The organism is Scytonema sp. PCC 10023, from assembly GCF_963920835.1.
Taxonomy (GTDB): Bacteria; Cyanobacteriota; Cyanobacteriia; order Cyanobacteriales; family Nostocaceae; genus Kalymmatonema.
Genome location: NZ_CAWUDP010000027.1, coordinates 70,435 through 88,757, shown reverse-complemented (window position 1 = coordinate 88,757; position 18,323 = coordinate 70,435). Strand labels below are relative to the sequence as shown.

15 protein-coding genes are annotated in these 18,323 nt (G+C 42.4%); 12 read left to right on the top strand and 3 right to left on the bottom strand.

What is annotated here, in order from left to right; all coding sequences use genetic code 11:
* From ACM0OZ_RS18005 to ACM0OZ_RS17975, 7 genes are all read left to right on the top strand, one after another.
* Positions 1 to 2,412: a glycosyltransferase gene (locus tag ACM0OZ_RS18005; RefSeq protein WP_414584197.1), complete on the top strand. Its 2,412-nt coding sequence runs from the start codon at positions 1 to 3 to the stop codon at positions 2,410 to 2,412.
* A gap of 221 nt (positions 2,413 to 2,633) precedes the next feature.
* On the top strand, positions 2,634 to 3,602 hold the full coding sequence (locus ACM0OZ_RS18000; RefSeq protein ID WP_414584196.1) for a GDP-mannose 4,6-dehydratase: 969 nt from the start codon (positions 2,634 to 2,636) through the stop codon (positions 3,600 to 3,602).
* A 154-nt stretch (positions 3,603 to 3,756) separates the two neighbouring features.
* Positions 3,757 to 4,125: an EamA family transporter gene (locus ACM0OZ_RS17995; protein WP_414584195.1), complete on the top strand. Its 369-nt coding sequence runs from the start codon at positions 3,757 to 3,759 to the stop codon at positions 4,123 to 4,125.
* A 9-nt stretch (positions 4,126 to 4,134) separates the two neighbouring features.
* Entirely contained in the window at positions 4,135 to 5,451 is a 1,317-nt protein-coding gene (locus ACM0OZ_RS17990) for a glycosyltransferase (protein WP_414584194.1), read from the top strand.
* Positions 5,451 to 6,797, top strand: coding sequence for a glycosyltransferase (locus ACM0OZ_RS17985; protein WP_414584193.1), 1,347 nt, complete (start codon positions 5,451 to 5,453; stop codon positions 6,795 to 6,797). The genes ACM0OZ_RS17990 and ACM0OZ_RS17985 overlap by 1 nt, the downstream gene beginning before the upstream one ends.
* Positions 6,798 to 7,035: 238 nt before the next feature.
* Positions 7,036 to 8,298 (top strand): glycosyltransferase family 4 protein, encoded by a 1,263-nt coding sequence (locus ACM0OZ_RS17980; RefSeq protein ID WP_414584192.1) that lies wholly within the window; start codon positions 7,036 to 7,038, stop codon positions 8,296 to 8,298.
* Positions 8,299 to 8,926: 628 nt separating this feature from the next.
* Positions 8,927 to 10,969, top strand: a complete 2,043-nt coding sequence (locus tag ACM0OZ_RS17975; RefSeq protein WP_414584191.1) for a protein kinase domain-containing protein — start codon at positions 8,927 to 8,929, stop codon at positions 10,967 to 10,969.
* A 104-nt stretch (positions 10,970 to 11,073) separates the two neighbouring features.
* On the opposite strand, the gene ACM0OZ_RS17970 is transcribed toward ACM0OZ_RS17975, so the two are convergent.
* On the bottom strand, positions 11,074 to 11,997 hold the full coding sequence (locus ACM0OZ_RS17970; protein WP_414584190.1) for an energy-coupling factor transporter transmembrane component T family protein: 924 nt from the start codon (positions 11,995 to 11,997) through the stop codon (positions 11,074 to 11,076).
* An 82-nt stretch (positions 11,998 to 12,079) separates the two neighbouring features.
* Entirely contained in the window at positions 12,080 to 13,441 is a 1,362-nt protein-coding gene (gene der / locus ACM0OZ_RS17965; protein ID WP_414584189.1) for a ribosome biogenesis GTPase Der, read from the bottom strand.
* A 44-nt stretch (positions 13,442 to 13,485) separates the two neighbouring features.
* Between der and ACM0OZ_RS17960 the strand changes: the two genes are divergently transcribed.
* From ACM0OZ_RS17960 to ACM0OZ_RS17945, 4 genes are all read left to right on the top strand, one after another.
* Entirely contained in the window at positions 13,486 to 13,818 is a 333-nt protein-coding gene (locus tag ACM0OZ_RS17960) for a hypothetical protein (RefSeq protein ID WP_414584188.1), read from the top strand.
* Positions 13,819 to 13,841: 23 nt separating this feature from the next.
* Positions 13,842 to 14,063: a hypothetical protein gene (locus ACM0OZ_RS17955; protein ID WP_414584187.1), complete on the top strand. Its 222-nt coding sequence runs from the start codon at positions 13,842 to 13,844 to the stop codon at positions 14,061 to 14,063.
* 71 nt (positions 14,064 to 14,134) lie between these two features.
* Positions 14,135 to 14,377, top strand: coding sequence for a hypothetical protein (locus ACM0OZ_RS17950; RefSeq protein WP_414584186.1), 243 nt, complete (start codon positions 14,135 to 14,137; stop codon positions 14,375 to 14,377).
* Positions 14,358 to 14,810, top strand: coding sequence for a type II toxin-antitoxin system VapC family toxin (locus tag ACM0OZ_RS17945; protein ID WP_414584185.1), 453 nt, complete (start codon positions 14,358 to 14,360; stop codon positions 14,808 to 14,810). Before ACM0OZ_RS17950 ends, ACM0OZ_RS17945 begins: the two co-directional genes overlap by 20 nt.
* 204 nt (positions 14,811 to 15,014) lie before the next feature.
* On the opposite strand, the gene ACM0OZ_RS17940 is transcribed toward ACM0OZ_RS17945, so the two are convergent.
* On the bottom strand, positions 15,015 to 15,191 hold the full coding sequence (locus ACM0OZ_RS17940; RefSeq protein WP_414584184.1) for a hypothetical protein: 177 nt from the start codon (positions 15,189 to 15,191) through the stop codon (positions 15,015 to 15,017).
* Between the two features lie 169 nt (positions 15,192 to 15,360).
* Between ACM0OZ_RS17940 and ACM0OZ_RS17935 the strand changes: the two genes are divergently transcribed.
* Positions 15,361 to 18,282: a tetratricopeptide repeat protein gene (locus tag ACM0OZ_RS17935; protein WP_414584183.1), complete on the top strand. Its 2,922-nt coding sequence runs from the start codon at positions 15,361 to 15,363 to the stop codon at positions 18,280 to 18,282.
* The last annotated feature ends 41 nt before the right edge of the window (positions 18,283 to 18,323 follow it).

Genomic DNA, 18,323 nt, shown 5'->3' with positions numbered 1-18,323 from the left:
ATGAAAATTTTAATTGATGGTCAAACATTATCGACACCCGAAATAAATCGTGGGATTGGTGTCGTTTTTAAGCAAATTTGTGAAGAGCTACTAGTTAAAGACATTAGCAAAGAATGGTTTATTACGGTTCGTGATAGTTCAGAGTTGAGGCATTTCAGTCCAGCAGTACAAAGATGGCTGATACCGATTACAGTAAATGAGCCATTGAATCAAGATGGCTATACAAACCAGACTAAGCACTACAGTCAAGTATTGAACAAAGTAGTAACTGAGTTGCAAATAGATGCTTACTGGATTCCTAACCCATTGATGCTCAATGTCGTTTTGCCTACGGGTCTATCTAATGTAACTATTTTTGCAACAATATATGATTTAATACCAGTGGTCATGCCTGATTATTACCTTTCAAAATGGCCAGAACACATCAAAGCAGAGTATAAGCGCCGGATTGAAACGCTCCCTAGTTGGGCAGATAAATTAATATTTATTTCGGAAAGCGCAAAAAGCGATTTTGAAAAAATAGACCCTCGTGTTGCTGATAAATCAATAGCAATACCTTTAGCAGTAGATCATACAAAGTTTTGGTCACATATTTCACCCAAAGACAAATCTAAAGAGCCTTATATTTTATTTACAGGTGGCTTCGATCCCAGAAAAAATATGAATGCGGCGCTCGAAGCTTTTTCGTATCTCATCAAAGACAACTATCAAGAATTTGCCAATATTAAGTTTTACGTAGTCTGTGCCTATAGTGATGAAGAGAGGCAAAAATACGAAAACCTAGCAGCAAAACTTGGTGTTTTAGATCAACTTGTCCTTACTGGTTATATCGAAGAAGAGGATCTCATCGCTCTTTATCGAGGAGCGAGCATCTTTTTCTTTCCTTCACGCTATGAAGGCTTCGGGTTACCTGTACTAGAAGCTTTAGCATGCGGATTGCCAGTAGTCACTACCAAAGTTTCATCTATTCCAGAAGTTGTAGGAGATTTAGCCTACTACTGTTCACCAGATGATCCCAGGGATATGGCTGTTGCTTTAAAAGCAGCTCTTCACGATTATGCAAATTATCAAAGCAAGCAAGAAGAGTCAATCAGACGCGCTAGATCATTTACTTGGGCGAAAACTGCAGCAAGCTACTTCAAACTATTTACTAACACTTTGTGTGATACAAATAGTTCAGCAAAGCTACAGCGCCACAAAATTGCATATGTATCACCTTGGCCACCTCAGCGCACAGGTATTGCAAACTATAGTTATGAGATTGTCCGTTACCTAAAAGAGTATGTAGATATTACTCTCTATGTAGAGAATACAAAAGAGTGTAGTGACGATACTTTTGAATTATCAGTCAAGAGTCTTTCTACACTGCCTAAAGACATAGGAAAATATGATTGTATTGTTTACCATATTGGTAACAATAGTAAATTTCATAAAGCAATATATCAGATAGCATGGCAACATCCTGGTATTGTTGTACTTCATGAATTTAATATTCACCCATTTTTAGCAGATTCATTTTTAGGAACAGATAAAGAGTATTTGTATGCAGAGGCTCTGAGCGAGGCATATGGTGAGCAAGGGAAGTCTAGTTATGAAGCAGTGAAATTTAGATGTGATTACCCTGAGATATGGAAATTTCCCATGTCTCATGCTTTAGTAAAACGAAGTCTTGCCACTATTGTTCATAGTCGGTGGGTAAAAGACCAACTGCAAGAGATTGGTAATGTTTCAGTCGTTCCTCTTGGTTGTGTTGTTAATACAGCAGTGGATACGGAAGATGATGGAAGTGCGTTAACAAGACGTTTTGGTATTTCTGACAAGAATTTTCTGATATCCACTTTTGGGTTTGTTAATACACTTAAACGTATACCCACCATTTTAGAAGCTATTAAAATACTGATTGAACAAGGCTATCCCGTTCAATATTTAATAGGCGGTGATTTAATAGAACCGTCACTGAAGATAGAAGAAAAAATTCAATCATTGGGTCTTTCAAAAAACGTAATCATCAGTGGTTATTTGAGTGATGAAGATTTTGAGCGCTGTATCAAGATGAGTGATGTTGTTCTCAATCTTAGATATCCCAGTCTAGGTGAGTCTTCTGCTGCTTTAATGACAGTCTTAAGCTATGGTAAAGCTTGTATTGTTAGTAACTACCAGCAATTTGCAGAGTTGCCAAATTCTGTATGTTGGAAGGTAGATATAGGTGATTTAGAAGTCCCACAACTAGTCGCTTATTTAGAGGAATTGATGCGTAATTCAGCGGCTCGGAAGCAACTAGGTAAGAATGCAGCCTTTTTTGCTGCCAATTATTCTTCATATGAAATGACAGCAAAGCTATATGCTGGCATAATCGAGAAAGCTGTAAATTCCAGTCATTTGATGATGCCAAAGCAAAGACAATTGAAGTAAATTTGTTCAGATCACCTGCGTTATTATTTTCAACTCGACTTTCAAACTTTATGAAAATGCATATCTTGAGTTCAAAGCTAACTGTATAGCTAGTTTAGAAAACTATAGTTGCCTCAGTACTTCCAAAATAATGTAGAAAATTTTTTCATCTCGAAAGCATTTCATAGGAATGTATTTTGTATTCACTTAATATAAAAATAAAAAATAAAAAATTGTAAATAATGACTAAAAAAGCCCTCATTACTGGATTAACCGGACAAGACGGTTCTTATCTTGCCGAACTACTACTAGCCAAAGGGTACCAAGTATTTGGCTTAGTGCGTCGCTCTAGCACAAGTAACTTGGAGCGTGTTAGCCATCTGTTCAATCAGATCCAAATTGTATCCGGCGACCTTTTGGATCAAACTTCCTTAATGGATGTTGTTAGTGAAACACAACCGGATGAAATTTACAACCTCGCCTCCCAAAGCTACGTCCCCCTCTCCTGGACACAACCAGCACTTACCGCAGAATATACAGCTTTGGGCGTCTCTCGCTTACTAGAATCCATCCGTCGCTGCAAACCAGATGCCAAATTCTACCAAGCTTCCAGTAGCGAGGTTTTTGGTCAACCGGACGAATCACCTCAAACCGAACGCACCGCCTTTCGTCCCCGTAACCCCTACGGTGTCGCCAAAGCATACGCTCATTGGATGACAATCAACTATCGCCAACAATACAAGCTTTACGCTTGCTGTGGCATCACTTATACCCACGAATCTGCACGACGTGGTGCAGAATTCGTATTTCGGAAAATCACCCAAGCAGCTGCCAAGATAAAACTTGGTCTAGCTAACGAAATAAAATTAGGCAACCTTGATGCTCGTCGTGACTGGTGCTATGCCAAAGATGCCGTCTATGCTATGTGGATGATGTTGCAGCAAGAGCAACCCGACGATTATATCATCGCCAGTGGTGAAACGCACTCGGTTAGAGAACTGGTTGAATGTGCTTTCAACAGTGTTGGACTCGATTGGCAAAATTATGTTTCAGTTGACCCTGCATTCTACCGCCCTGATGAACCAGTACAATTGGTTGGTTGCATTGATAAAATTAAGACCAATTTGAGTTGGAAACCTCAGTACTCATTTAAGGAATTGGTAGAGTTAATGGTTGACTATGACCTTAAACAACTGAGCGAAAATAAGTAATTGCCTAGTAGGCATTTAAAAGCATGTGTTTATCAAAAATAATTTACGTGGTGTAAAATCGACGATTCATTTAGAATTTTAATTAATATCTAGTGGGAGGTGATGAAAAAACTCATTAATGAGTGTGAGGACAATTTTATGAGTCTACAAGTTTATGAGTCTACAAGAATTTTTTTTACTGCTAATGTCTATTTTGACAAGTGTAGGAGGGCAATTTTTTTTAAAGATGGGCGCGCTTAAGTTAGGAAGAGTGAATGCAGCAAATACGGTTAGTCACATTCTTAGCATTGCTACCACACCTGAATTAATAACTGGGCTAGCCTGCTATGGTTTCGGCGCTCTAGCTTATATACTGCTTTTAACGAGAGTAAACCTGAGCATTGCAGATCCATCCGTTTCGCTAGTTTCTGTTTTCTCAGTCTTGTTAGGTTCGTTTATATTCAAAGAACCTATTCCGGTGACACGTCTTGTAGGCTTGAGTTTAATTATTAGTGGAGTGATATTAGTAGTCTGGCAAAAATAAAATTAAATAATGATAAAAGATATGTATTCAGAAGGCGACGCTTCATCTTCTACTGCAAAATTTTTCTCTGGTGTTAACGTTGCAGGTTATGTAAATAGTGAATTTGGTCTAGGTGAAGGCGTTAGAGCAACTATTAGAGCAATTGAGGCATCTGACATTCCTTTTGTCATTAATAATTGCACTTTTAATACAATTCATAGGAAGTTAGATTCTACTTACACAAATTTTTCTGCAGATAATCCCTATCCAGCCAATATTGTTCATGTAAATGGAGATATGATAAATAATTTCATCTCCTCTGTAGGAATTGAATACTTTAAAAATAAGTATAATATTGGATTTTGGGCATGGGAACTTCCAAATTTTCCCAAAGAATGGCTACCTGCATTTAATCTTTTTAATGAAATATGGACTTATAGCAGTTATTGTGTAGAAGCAATTGCACCTGTATCACCTATACCAGTGATTAAGATAATGCCCTGTATATCGCTTCCACAACCATCAATTAGTAAAGAAGCACTAGGGTTACCAGATAACAAATTTATTTTTCTCTTTGTATTTGATTTTTACAGCGTATTTGAACGCAAAAATCCCATAGCAGTTGTTGAAGCTTTTGAGCGAGCTTTCGGCAAAGATAATGAACAAGTATTACTAGTTCTCAAGTTTTCCAATGCCAACAAATTTCCGGAAAAATATAAACAGTTCAAAGATTTAGTGAAAAACTTTAAGAATATTAAATTCATTGACAAATATTTACTAAAAGACGAGCTTCATGCACTCATTTATCATTGTGACTGCTACGTATCTTTACATCGTTCGGAAGGGTTTGGCTTGACAATTGCTGAGGCAATGTTCTATGAAAAACCCGTCATAGCAACTGCTTACTCAGGAAACACTGACTTTATGAATGTTAATAATAGTTTTCCTGTCAAGTACTCTTTAATTAGCTTAGCAGAAGATTACGCGCATTACAAAAAAGGAAATATATGGGCAGAACCAGATGTTGACCATGCTGCATACCTAATGCAATACGTATTTAATAATTATGAAGAAGCAAAGCAGATAGGAAAAAAAGCTTCTGAACAAATTAAACTGTTGTTAAACCCTAAAATAATTGGACAAAAAATTAAAAATAGATTGGAATATATAACGCAAATAACTAACAAAAATCTAAATAGCTCTCAATTAGAGACAGAATTAAAACATAAAGATGCAGAAATTCAACGATTACAAGCTTTAGTTGAATATATGGAAAAAAGTAGATTCTGGCAACTGAGAAACCAGTGGTTTAAACTCAAAGAAATGTTGCAATCAAAATTTCATTAATGCCTGAATTGGAAAATGTTAAAACTCGCCCACGTTTGCTGATTGTCAGCAATGATGTGGTAGATACTAAAATGGCAGGTCCTGGGATGCGTTACCTGGAATTAGCGCGTGTCCTCAGTCAGGAGTTGGATGTAACTCTCGCTATTCCTTCTGAAACGACTCTCGAAGTCGCAAATATAAAATTAGTGCGTTACTGGGATGAGCGTCCAAAAAGTTTGCAAGTCCTGGTGGAAAACAGCGATATTGCCTTGGTGTCCGGTTACATGGTAGAAAAATTCGCCTTTTTGCACCAGACACAGAAACGCATCGTCGTTGACCTTTACGACCCGTTTATTCTAGAGAATTTACACTACCACCTCAACAAGCCACTCGCCGCACAGGAAAGCTTGAATAACCGTGCAGTAGATGTGACGAATAGCCTAGCGCGTTTAGGTGATTTTTTTATTTGTGGAAGCGATCGCCAGCGAGATTTGTGGATCGGTGTACTAGCTTCCAATGGACGCATTAACCCCCGCAATTTTGCCAAAGATACTAGCCTGCGTTCTTTGATTGACGTAGTAGGAATCGGCTTTCTTAACCGAGAACCTCGTCCAAATCCTACATTACGCGGTATACATCCAGGATTTCCAGAAGATGCTCGTATTGTACTATGGGGCGGCGGCATTTGGGACTGGCTCGATCCTCTCACCCTTGTGAAAGCTTGGACTCAAGTTGTAGCTAATAACCCGCAAGCACGGCTGGTATTTTTAGGAACACGTCATCCTAATCCTCAGGTTCCTCCTCACAAAATGGCAGAACAAGCACAAGCACTTGCTGCTGAAATTGGCGAGAAAGACCGTACCATTTTCTTTTATGAGTGGATACCATACGAACAAAGAGAAGCGCTGTTATGTGAAGCTGATATTGGCGTGACTCTTCATCCCCCACACATAGAAACCCGTTATTCTATTCGCACACGAGTATTAGATTACCTTTGGGCGCGTTTACCAGTCCTTGTGAGTGAAGGCGATGTCACGAGTGAATGGGTAAAACAGTATGGTGTTGGTAGAGCTGTAGCACCATTGGATGTAGAAGCAGTAGCGCAGGCGATCGCCCAAATCTTAGAACGTCCAAAATCATCTTGGGCTTCAGCATTTGAACCGTTGCGAGAATCTTTGAGTTGGTCACAAGTCGTTGAACCTCTCCGACGCTACTGCTTACATGCAGAGTACGCACCTGACCGACAGATACGTAAACTAGTTACACCGACCGTGGTAAAACGTGGCAAATTGGCGCGACTCATTGAAATTTGGCGTACTGAGGGAAGCCGCGAACTTCTGCAACGTATTCGGCAAAAGTTTCGGTAACTATAGACAAGATTGCATAAATATTATTTTGTCTCGCGCTCTACGCTCTAGACGCAAAGAAGAACACTAAGAAAAAGTTCGGGAGTGCAAGAAGTCTAATATATAGCAATCCTAAATCATTTGTGTTGGCGAAGCCTGCGCTTGCGCTTAACTCTCTGTTGTCTCTTTTCTTGGCGTTCTTGGCGTCTTGGCGGTTGGTTTAAAGGTAATTTTCACAAATTAGATAGGACTGGTATATATGAAAATCCTGCACGTTACCCAAGGTTATACTCCAGCAATTGGGGGTACAGAATTGCTCATTCAACGCGTTTCTGAAGAGTTGGTTCGGCAATTTGGCGATGAAGTCACTGTCTTCACCACAAATTGCTTTAATGGTGAAGGTTTTTTCAATCCAAAACTACCACGCTTGCAAGCAGGTGACGAGGAAATCAACGGTGTCAAAGTGCGACGGTTTGCAGTTCACAGCCGAATGAGCCAAATGGTACGATTTCCTCAAAAAGTCGCTTATCGTTTGCGCTTACCATTCAACGAGCATTTAAGGACAATAGCAGGAGGACCGATTATTCCTGGCTTGAAAAAAGCTATCCAAGAATTTCCCGCTGATATTATTGCTGCTTCATCTTTTCCATTACTGCATATGTATGCGGCGCTGAACGGTGCTAAAGAGTCTGGAAGACCTTGTGTTTTACATGGAGGTATACATCCGCAAGATGATTGGGCATTTCAACGTTCCAGAATCTATCGTGCTATTGGGCAATCTACCTACTATTTATCTAATACAAAATACGAAGCAGATTACGTTATTCAACGGGGAGCATCACCTGAACGTGTCGTTGTCGTAGGAGTTGGAGTTGATCCAGAACCATTTGAACAAATTTCCGCAACGCAAGCGAAACAGTATTTCGGTTTTGGAGAGCAACCAGTCGTAGGTTTTATTGGACAGTTGGGGGGACACAAAGGAGTAGACACACTTGTACGAGCAATGCCCCTTGTTTGGCAAATTTTCCCTGATGTGCAGCTCTTTATTGCTGGAGCAAAGACAATGTTTGCAGAGAAAGTGGAAAATATTATCTCTCAATTACCAGAGACATACAAAAAGCAAGTAAAGCTTTACTATAACTTTTCTAATGAGGAAAAACCCTTATTATTTTCTGCCGTAGATGTGTTTGCTTACCCTTCTGGTTTTGAGTCTTTTGGCATTGCATTTCTAGAAGCTTGGGCAGCAGGTAAACCTGTTATTGGTTGTCATTCTGGAGCAATACCTTGGGTTATAGATGAGGGAAGAGATGGGCTGTTAGTTGACTATAAAAACCAGGAAATGCTAGCAGAGGCAATTGTAAAGTTATTGAAAAATACTCATTTGGCTGAGACTCTGGGTAATGCTGGTCGGCAGAAAGTTTTATCAAGATACACTTGGAGTAAAGTTGCTCAAAACTTTAGAAAAGTTTATGTTGAAGCTATTAAACGCAATACGGTTCAGATAAGACCAAAACCCTTGTGAATACGTCAATGTAGAGACGTTGCATCCGAAAGTTTTACACGTGTGCAATGTATAACACATTCGTGCCACCCGCTCGTCCCTAAGTCCTTACAAATGTGTAGTAAGGACTTTAGTCCTCTTCCACGGAAACAAGGACTGAAGTCCTTACTACATACAAGTTTTATTATGGGTAATTTGCCGAACATCATATCAACCGTATTGCTATTAAACGACATGATATCAATTAGATAAAATTAGTATTGTTACATTACGTTAATTGAACATAGCCAAGCAAACTTAAGTTCACAAAAATTTAGATAATTTTGTTTACAATAAATCGACAAAAATATTTACAAAAAATAGGCAAGAATCATAGTTATCTAGACAGATAATTGCAACAAATAACAATAACTACAGGTTAGCATCAGGAGTGGCTTATACTCTAAGTACACATCACCATAAAAGAGGTTCGGAACGGGCTTGAGGGATAATTGACTTCCCTGTTTTGGCATAATCTTTGATTTGGGACCTCTATTTAATAACGGGTAGTACTAAATAATCCGTGTTGGAAACGATTATGACAATTGTATGTAGAAATGGGCACCCAGTTCCAGCAGGGTCAAAATTCTGTAACCAGTGTGGTGAGCCTGTGTCAACAATAGAATCCCAGCCAGTAGGTGCAGTTTCGTCAACAGAAAACGAAGTTGAACCGTTGCAACCTGGGACATACCTCCGTGAACGTTACATCATCCAGCGACAACTGGGGCAAGGGGGATTCGGTAGAACTTATCTAGCAGAAGACACAGGGCGGTTTCGTGAAAAATTTGTCATTAAAGAGTTTATGCCTTTAATGAAGAACACTGCCGCCCTCAAAAAAGCAGAGGAATTATTTCAACGAGAAGCAGCAACCCTGCACCAGCTTGAACACCCACAGATTCCTCGATTCTGGGAGATATTTCGGCAAGAGAAGCGAGTTTTCCTAGTTGTAGATTATATCGAGGGACCAACTTATAAGGAGCTACTTGAGCAACGCTTAAAGCAAGGTCAATGCTTTAGTGAAACAGAAATTTTGGAGCTCTTCCAAAGCCTGTTACCAATTCTTAGTTATCTTCACCACCGAGGGGTAATTCACCGAGATATCTCACCTGACAACATCATACTCCGTACCCAGGATCATCTTCCTGTTTTGATTGACATGGGGGGAGTTAAACAAGTCGCGATCGAAGTCGGTACAGAAACACAAATAGGGCAAGATCCTACCAATGTTTCGTTCACTTGTTTGGGAAAAGTGGGTTATGCGCCAGATGAACAACTCCAGCTGGGATTAGTAGCTCCTCATAGCGATTTGTATGCTTTAGCAGTCACAGCCCTTGTGCTGATGACGGGGAAAAAGCCCCAGCAGTTGCTAAACCAAAATACGCTGCAGTGGAATTGGGAGCAATATCTGAAGCTGAACCCACTGCTGACAAGAACCATTAACCAGATGTTGGCACCAAAGCCTATTTATCGTTTTCAATCAGCAGACGAAATTTTAGAGGTTTTAGACCCTATTTTCCCTATCACTCTTTCAAAGAGATACTCAGGGCAGTCACAGATCGCTTCTCCTGTCTCCAGATCCTTCAGACAACTGGGAATGTCTGCCGCTCCCACCCAACCCCCTAATGGAAGTCAGTCTACTTTCCTGAAACAAAAGTTGCCCGCTATTCCAGGTGCTGTGAAGTTTCTAGTTCCGGCACTTCTAGTTATTCCTGGGGGACTTGTCTATTTGTCCTCGAAAAATGACTTATTTTTAACGTCGCAACCAGTACCAACAGAAATCAGTCGTGTTTCTGATTTGCAACTGCGTGATTCAATGCGGGAGGTGCAAAATGTGCCAGCTGGTCTGTTCAACTACGGCGGAGCTCATACCTTTGCAGCTCTGACTGCTCATGGCATGAACGATGCTATCAGCAAGGCTCACCCAGAATTTCGCCTGCGCTACACTGAGCCGTTTAATGAGCAGCCTGGTTCCGGTACGGGTATCAAAATGCTGCTTGAAGGTGAATTAAGTTTTGCTCAGAGTGCTCGACCCCTTGAAGAAAATGACCACAAAAAAGCTAAACCCCTCGGTTTTTCCTTAGAACAGGTACCAATAGGCATTGACGGAGTGACCTTTTACACTCATCCAGACCTAACTATCCCTGGGCTTTCTATAGACCAACTCCAGGCAATCTTTAGAGGCAAAGTGACCAACTGGCAGCAGGTGGGAGGACCAAACCTGCCGGTTGTACCTGTCGCTTTGGATCCCAAAATTACCAGCGTACTCAAGTTACTGTTGGGCGGTGAGGGCGATGATATCGGTTCCAATGTGCAGATCGTTCGCGATTACACTACAGCTATTCGTAAGGTTGCCGCGACACCAGGCGGAATCTCTTACGGTTCGGCTCCAATCTTTGCTACCCAAAAGTCAATCCGTCCGATTGCGTTGGCTAAAGCCAACACTAAGCAATATGTGTCACCTTATACAGAAAAGAGGCAGGTCAATGCAAAAGCGTTTCTAGATGGCACTTACCCAATGACTCGCCGCCTGTTTATAGTACTCCGCCGCGATCGCTCTGTCGATGAGAAGGCTGCAATTGCCTATTCCAGTATGTTGCTATCGAAAGAAGGTCAGAAAATTGTTGAGCAAGCTGGGTTCGTTCCCATCCGTTAAAGTCAACGCTCAAGATTAACTCTTAACTTTTGACTACCTAAACAAATATTTTTCCTGTATACATTTTAATAATACATAATAATACAGTCTGTATCTTTGACAATTTAGACTTCAGTACCAATTGCCAGTCGCACTCCCCAAAATAAGATTAGAATTGCGATCGCCACCCAATCACCTGTTTTCAGCCGTAAGTCGTGCCATTGCACTCGATGTTCATGAGGACTCGTAAAACCTCGCACCATCATCGCGCTCGCCATTTGCTCTGCTCGAAGTAGCAAATTTTCCAACAGCCGTTGTGCAACCAACAACCAAACCTTGACGGCTCCTTTCAATCCCAGCTTTTTCCAATTAATCGCCCTTGTCATTACAGAACGAATTAAATTCTGGATTTCTTCTAAAACTAGAGGAATAAACCGCAACGATAAAGTTAAAGTCAAAGTCATCTCAGTGACAGGTAATTTAAACCGTCGCAAGGGTTGCATTAAGCTTTCTAGAGCAGCTGTGATTTCCTCTGGTGCGGTTGTCAGCAAATATAGGTTGGTACTGTAAATCAAGGTAAATACCATCGTACTCACACTGATTGCCAAATCCAACGAACGGCGAGTGACTTTAACTGGACCTTTGTCAATCAGTAGGTATCTGTAGTCTTTTTGGTTGTTTGTTGGGGGCGCTGGAGTTGAAGGAGTCGCAGCTGATTTTTCTGTTAAGACTTGTTGGTTGGTTGGCAGGCGCGGTTGATAACTTATACCAAGCCCATCAGGACTGATAGATATAATCACTAGCACAAAAAAGCATAATGTCAACAGCCAGACCATTTGCTGCCGCCAAACTCGCCGGGGAATACGTGCCATTAAGGTAGCAAGAATCAACACGACTACCAACAGCACGCGCCATAAGTTGTTGGCAAAAATATACGTTGTGAGAAAGCTAATCAACCAAACCAACTTGACTCGCGGATCGAGTTTGTGTAGCCAAGTTTGAGGTTGTTCTAAGTAAAGACCAATGGGCAGCGATCGCAGTAAATCCATTTTTTAGAAGAAAGAACAGTGAAGATTGAAGATTCAAGAAAGAAAAAGTTTCACTCTTCTTTCTTTATTCTTCTATCTTCATTTACACGCGGGTGGCGCGATTGGCACTACCACTTTCGACATCACGACTTTTCTTACTCCGCCATAGTATACGGATCGGAGTTCCTTGAAAGCCCAAGTGTTGCCGAAATTGTCTCTCAATATAGCGACGGTAGTTGTCGTTGAAGCGTTTGCCATCATTGACAAACAATGCTATTGTAGGCGGTTGGGCGCTGACTTGCGTACCATAATAAATCCTGCCCTGACGCCCACCGCGAGAGACTGGCGGGGAATGCCGACCAACCGCTTCTTCCAAGACTTCGTTGATCACAGCTGTGCTGACACGGCGTTTGTGCGATTCGGCTGCTGTTTTCACCAACTCCAAAATCTTTTCCACCCGTTGCCCAGTCAAAGCGCTGACAAAAATGGTTTGCGCCCATTCCGTGAAATGCATCCGTTCTTGCAGATGTTTTTCGTAATCATAAATCGTGTGAGAGTCCTTTTCGATAGCATCCCACTTATTGACCACGATAATGCAAGCTCGACCTTCTTCGACAATCCGCCCAGCTAATTTTTGGTCTTGCTCGGTGACACCATCAAGAGCATCTATCACCATTAAAACCACATCAGCGCGACGAATTGCTTTAAAAGCACGGTTGATGCTAAAGAATTCGGGACCATAATCCACGTTCTTCTTTTTGCGAATCCCTGCTGTGTCAATCAAGCGGTAAATTTGCCCATTTCGTTCCACGACAGTATCAATCGCATCGCGGGTGGTACCAGAAATTGGGCTAACAATTGCCCTTGCTTCTCCCACGAAAGCATTCAATAAACTGGATTTTCCGACATTCGGGCGTCCCACAATTGCCACTTTAATTTCATTAGTTTCTGGGATTTCTTCTGTCGGTGGCAGATGTTTAATTAACTCGTCGAGAAAATCTCCTGTGCCGCTTCCATGAATGGCAGAGATGGGGTAAGGTTCACCCAAGCCCAATTCCCAGAATTCGCTAGCTTGCATTAAACCTTGTTCTGGAGATTCACACTTATTGACAGCCAGCAGGACAGGGACAGGTTGTTGTCGCAACCACTCCGCAACTTCTTGATCAGCAGGTGTTGGTCCAGTTTGACCATCTACCACAAAAATTGCGGCACTTGCTTCTGCAAGGGCTGCCATAGCCTGTTGGCGAATCAGTGGTAAAAATTCTGTATCGTCATTAAATACCAAACCACCAGTATCGACAACGAGAAACTCGCGATCATTCCAGTAGGCGGGTAAATATGTGCGATCGCGTGTCATACCTGGTTCGTCATGAACGATAGCAGATTTTTCCCCGGCAAGGCGATTAACCAGGGTAGATTTGCCCACATTCGGGCGACCAATAATAGCAACAATAGGAAGACCCATAACCGGATGCACAATGCTCCAAATCTCTATTGTAGCGGTTTGTAGTGAGTGCTAAGTGCGTAGACCCGTATCCTTCACGGGAGGCTTTACGACTGGGCGACAATAAAATAGCCCTGATAAAAACGAGGAATAATAGGAAGACTATCAAAATAATTGCTACGGTTACAGCAGATCGGAAAATTACAGTGCAGTTACCACCAGATATCCCAGCAGGTAAGCATAAAGTAGTGGTAGTGATAGATGAACAGCCTTTGGTAGAAAAGCAAGTGACCAAGGAAAAGCGATCGCCTTTAAACTTCCCGGTAGATAATTACGGTTCTTGGGGTGAGAATCTTTCTCTAAGACGTGAGGATATGTACGATGATTGGGGACGGTAACGCCATATTTTACGAGAAATGAGATGAAAGCGATTACGACAATTGCTACAGTTACAACAGATGGAAAAATTACACTCCAGTTACCATCAGATATCCCCGCAGGTGAGCATCAAGTTGTGGTGGTAATTAATGAAAAGCCTTTGGTAGAAAAACCGCAGATAAAGGAGAAGCGTACACCGCTAAAATTTTCCGCTTATCCTGTAGGATTAGTTTCGGAAACCGTTACTTTCCGTAGAGAAGACTGATTGCTGAACTGCTAAACAAACAAAGTGGTCGTACATAGAATAAAATAGCTTTGATAAAAACGAGGAATAATATGAAAACTATTGAAACAATTGCCACCGTTACAGCAGACGGCAAAATCACAGTACAGTTACCACCCGATATTCCAGCAGGTGAGCATAGAGTTGTGGTGATGATTGATGAACAGCCTTTACCCAAAAAAACAGAGACAAAGGAAAAGCGATCGCCGCTAGATTTTCCTGTCCATAATTGTGGTCCTTGGCCTGAAAATCTTTCTCTAAGACGTGAGGATATGTATGATGATTGGGGACGGTAATCCTGTTTTCCTAGACACGAATATCTTGGTATACGCTAGTCAAATTCAATCTCCGTTTCACCAAGCTGCTATGCAGGCTATCCAAGATTTTTTTGATGGAGGAGTTGAATTGTGGATTAACCGACAAGTGTTACGGGAATATTTGACTACCCTCACCCGTCCTCAACAATTTACTGCTGCATTGCCCATTGCGGTAGTAATTCAGGATATCCGCTATTTCCAAAACCGCTTTCGAGTAGCTGAAGATGGTTCTCAGGTGACTGAAAGGTTGTTGACGTTGATGGAAGAAATTACCATCGGTGGCAAGCAGGTGCATGATGCGAATATTGTTGCCACAATGTTAGTTTACGGTATTCCTCAGCTATTAACTCATAACACAGGTGATTTTGCTAGATTTTCTGAGTTGATTACTGTGTTGCCTTTACAACATTAGGTCATAGTAAAAGTACTTTGATAGATTTGTAGTAAGCACTTTAGTGCTTTGGAAAGGGCTAGAACCCTTACTACAAGCCTTCAAAGTAGTAAGCACTTTAGTGCTTTGGAAAGGGCTAAAGCCCTTACTACAAGCCTTCAAAGTTACTGAAACTCGCTTAGGGGGTTTTGGGAGAGTGTAGCCGCGACTTGCAGTCGCCAGATTTTATAACTTACCAGAATCTTCCCCCTCCGTTTCCTCTGGTTCCATCAATTCCCAAACTAAGAATAAAAAATCAATCGCAATTCCCAAACCAGGCATTATCAAGTCTGCAACAAGGGGAATCACAAACACCAAAACTGTCACCAACTTCTTATGATTCTTTGATTTCGCTACCTTCATTTGTTGTTCCTCAACTCTTGAGGCAACGGTAAATTTGGGGTAGTATTTGACAGCAAAACCTCTTTTCTATCTGCTGGAATCGGGTCAAATCAGGAATTTGGAGTTTGGGGTTGGTAGATTAAGATTGGGGAATCCCCAAACTTTGTCGCAAACTTTCTCAAGGTGACTGATGGCGCGTGCTTCCTACGGTGATGATGTCAAAGCGCGGGTAAGGCTGCTTTTAGAGAAGTTTTTGGCTTATGCTAATGACGAGTTAGAGGACTGCCAACGCTATAAAATTGACCTCAACTGGCAAACGCCAAATCAGGTGATTGTCAGAACAAATTTGAGAGAATTGGCAAAACTCGCTGCTTTAGACAAAGAGCAAGTCCGCGAAGCACTAAAGCGACTGCAAGATTTTTTGGGTATTTTGAAAGATGAGCGTGAACATCCGCGCGGTTCGGAGAACTGGCACTTTCAGTTGACGCTGTGGCACAACAAAGACGACAAACAAGCAAATCTGAATAAGTTTGATCAAGAATGGCAACGCCGTCGAGACAATTTACCAGGTGTACAGCGTACTGAAAAAAGAAAACCAAAACCCACTCCTACCCGTTACGATAATCTTCGCCCGAGTGGGGCGACGAACTTCGTTGGACGTGAAAAAGAACTGCAAGACCTCCATCAACTCTTGCAGGAAAATGACCGTGTGGCAATAGCGGCAATTGCTGGTATGGGTGGCGTGGGGAAAACAGAACTGGCGCTGCAATATGCGATCGCACACCGCGAAAGTTACCAAGGTGGAATTTGCTGGTTGCTGGCGTTACAGGATGTAGGGTTAAATTTAGTGAAGTTTGCCCGTACTCACCTTGATTTAAACCCACCAGAAATATCGCCGGATTTTGATTTACTGGCGCAAGTGCAATATTGCTGGCGAAACTGGCGTGAAGGTGAAGTGCTGTTAGTGTTAGATAACGTCACCGACTACAAACAAGTCAAGCCGTACCTACCAACCTCATCGTCTCGGTTTAAAGTTTTGATGACAACGCGCCAACGTTTAGGCGTATCAATAGCGAAATTATCTTTAGATGTGCTGCAACCAGAAGCGGCGCTGGAGTTATTGCAGTCACTGGTTGGGGTAGAAAGGATTGAAAAGGAGAATGACCTAACCCCCCTACCCCCTTCCCTCGTAGGGAAGGGGGAGTTAAATTCCCCTCTCCTACAAGGAGAGGGGTTAGGGGAGAGGTCAAACGGTGAATTGGTGGCGTTGCAACTTTGTGAATGGCTGGGATATTTGCCTTTGGGGTTAGAGTTAGTCGGGCGGTATTTGGCACGAAAAGAGGATTTATCTTTAGCAGAAATGTTGCGGCGGTTGGAGAAAAAGCGACTAGAACAACCAGCCCTTGTTAAGCCAGAAGACGACATGACAGCACAGCAGGGTGTGCAAGCAGCCTTTGAGTTGAGTTGGCAAGAATTAAACGACACCGATAAGCAACTGGCGTGTTTGCTGAGTTTATTTGCCCCTGCGCCGATACCTTGGGAGTTGGTACAATTTTGCTTACCCGATGTAGATGCAGAAGAGTTAGAAGAAAGTCGGGATGATAAGCTGATCAATTTGCATTTGCTACAGCGTAAGGAAAAGGGAATTTATCAACTGCATCCACTCCTGCGGGAATTTTTTCAAGCAAAGTTGACAGAGTTAGATCCCCCCAACCTCCCTTATCAAGGGGGACAGTTAGATTCCCCCCTTTTTAAGGCAGGGCAAGGGGGGGATCTCAAACAAGCTTTTGCCACAGCAATGGTAGCAGTTGCTAAGAAAATTCCTGACAACCCCATCCTTGAGTTAATCACTGCTGTTTCCCCAGGCATACCTCATCTGGCAGAAGTCGCCAACAATCTTATTCAATATGTCAGCGATAAAGATTTTATCTGGGCTTTCGTCGGTAACGCTCGATTTTATGCAGGTCAGGGGTTGTACAATCAGGCAGCACTTTGGTATGAGCAGTGTCTAGAAGTCACTAAAAAGCGCTTGGGAGAAGAACATTTCCATGTCGCACAAAGCCGCAACAACCTGGCAGAGCTCTACCGTTCCCAAGGAAGATACACAGAAGCCGAACCCCTGTACCAAAAAGCATTGGAACTTATGCGACGCCTGCTGGGAGAGGAACATCTCCTTGTTACACTTAGCCTCAACAACCTGGCGTTACTCTACGAATCCCAAGGAAAATACACAGAAGCCGAACCCCTGTACCAAAAAGTATTGGAACTTATGCGAGGCTTGCTGGGAGAGGAACATCTCCATGTTGCACTTAGCCTCAACAACCTGGCGGGACTCTACCGTTCCCAAGGACGGTACACAGAAGCCGAACCCCTGTATCAACAAGCCTTGGAACTTAGGCGACACCACTTGGGAGAGGAACATCCCGATGTCGCCACTAGCCTCAACAACTTAGCGTTACTCTACCACTCCCAAGGACGGTACACAGAAGCCGAACCCCTGTGTCAACAAGCTTTGCAATTAAGGCGATGCCTCTTGGGAGAGGAACATCCCGATGTCGCCATTAGCCTCAACAATCTAGCGTTACTCTACGAGTCCCAAGGGCGGTACACAGAAGCCGAAGCACTGCATCAACAAGCTTTGCTACTAACGCGACGCCTCTTGGGAGAGGAACATCCTGATGTTGCCATTAGCCTTAACAACCTGGCGTTAGTCTACGAGTCCCAGGGACGGTATACAGAAGCCGAAGCGCTGCATCAACAAGCTTTGCTACTAACGCGACGCCTCTTGGGAGAGGAACATCCTTACGTCGCACAAAGCCTCAACAACCTGGCGAAACTCTACCGTTGCCAAGGACGGTACTCACAAGCCGAACTTCTGTGTCAACAAGCTTTGCAACTAAGGCGACGCCTCTTAGGAGAGGAACATCCCGATGTCGCCATTACCCTCAACAACCTAGCGTTACTCTACCGTTGCCAAGGACGGTACTCACAAGCCGAACCCCTCTACCTGCAAGCTTTGGAGATTTCTGAGCGACGGTTAGGGGTGGGACATCCGTTCACAATAACGGTTCGGAGAAATTATGCAATTTGCTTGAGGCGGGGAGATTTTTGATACTACAATAATTAAAATATTACTACATAAATGAACTTCTG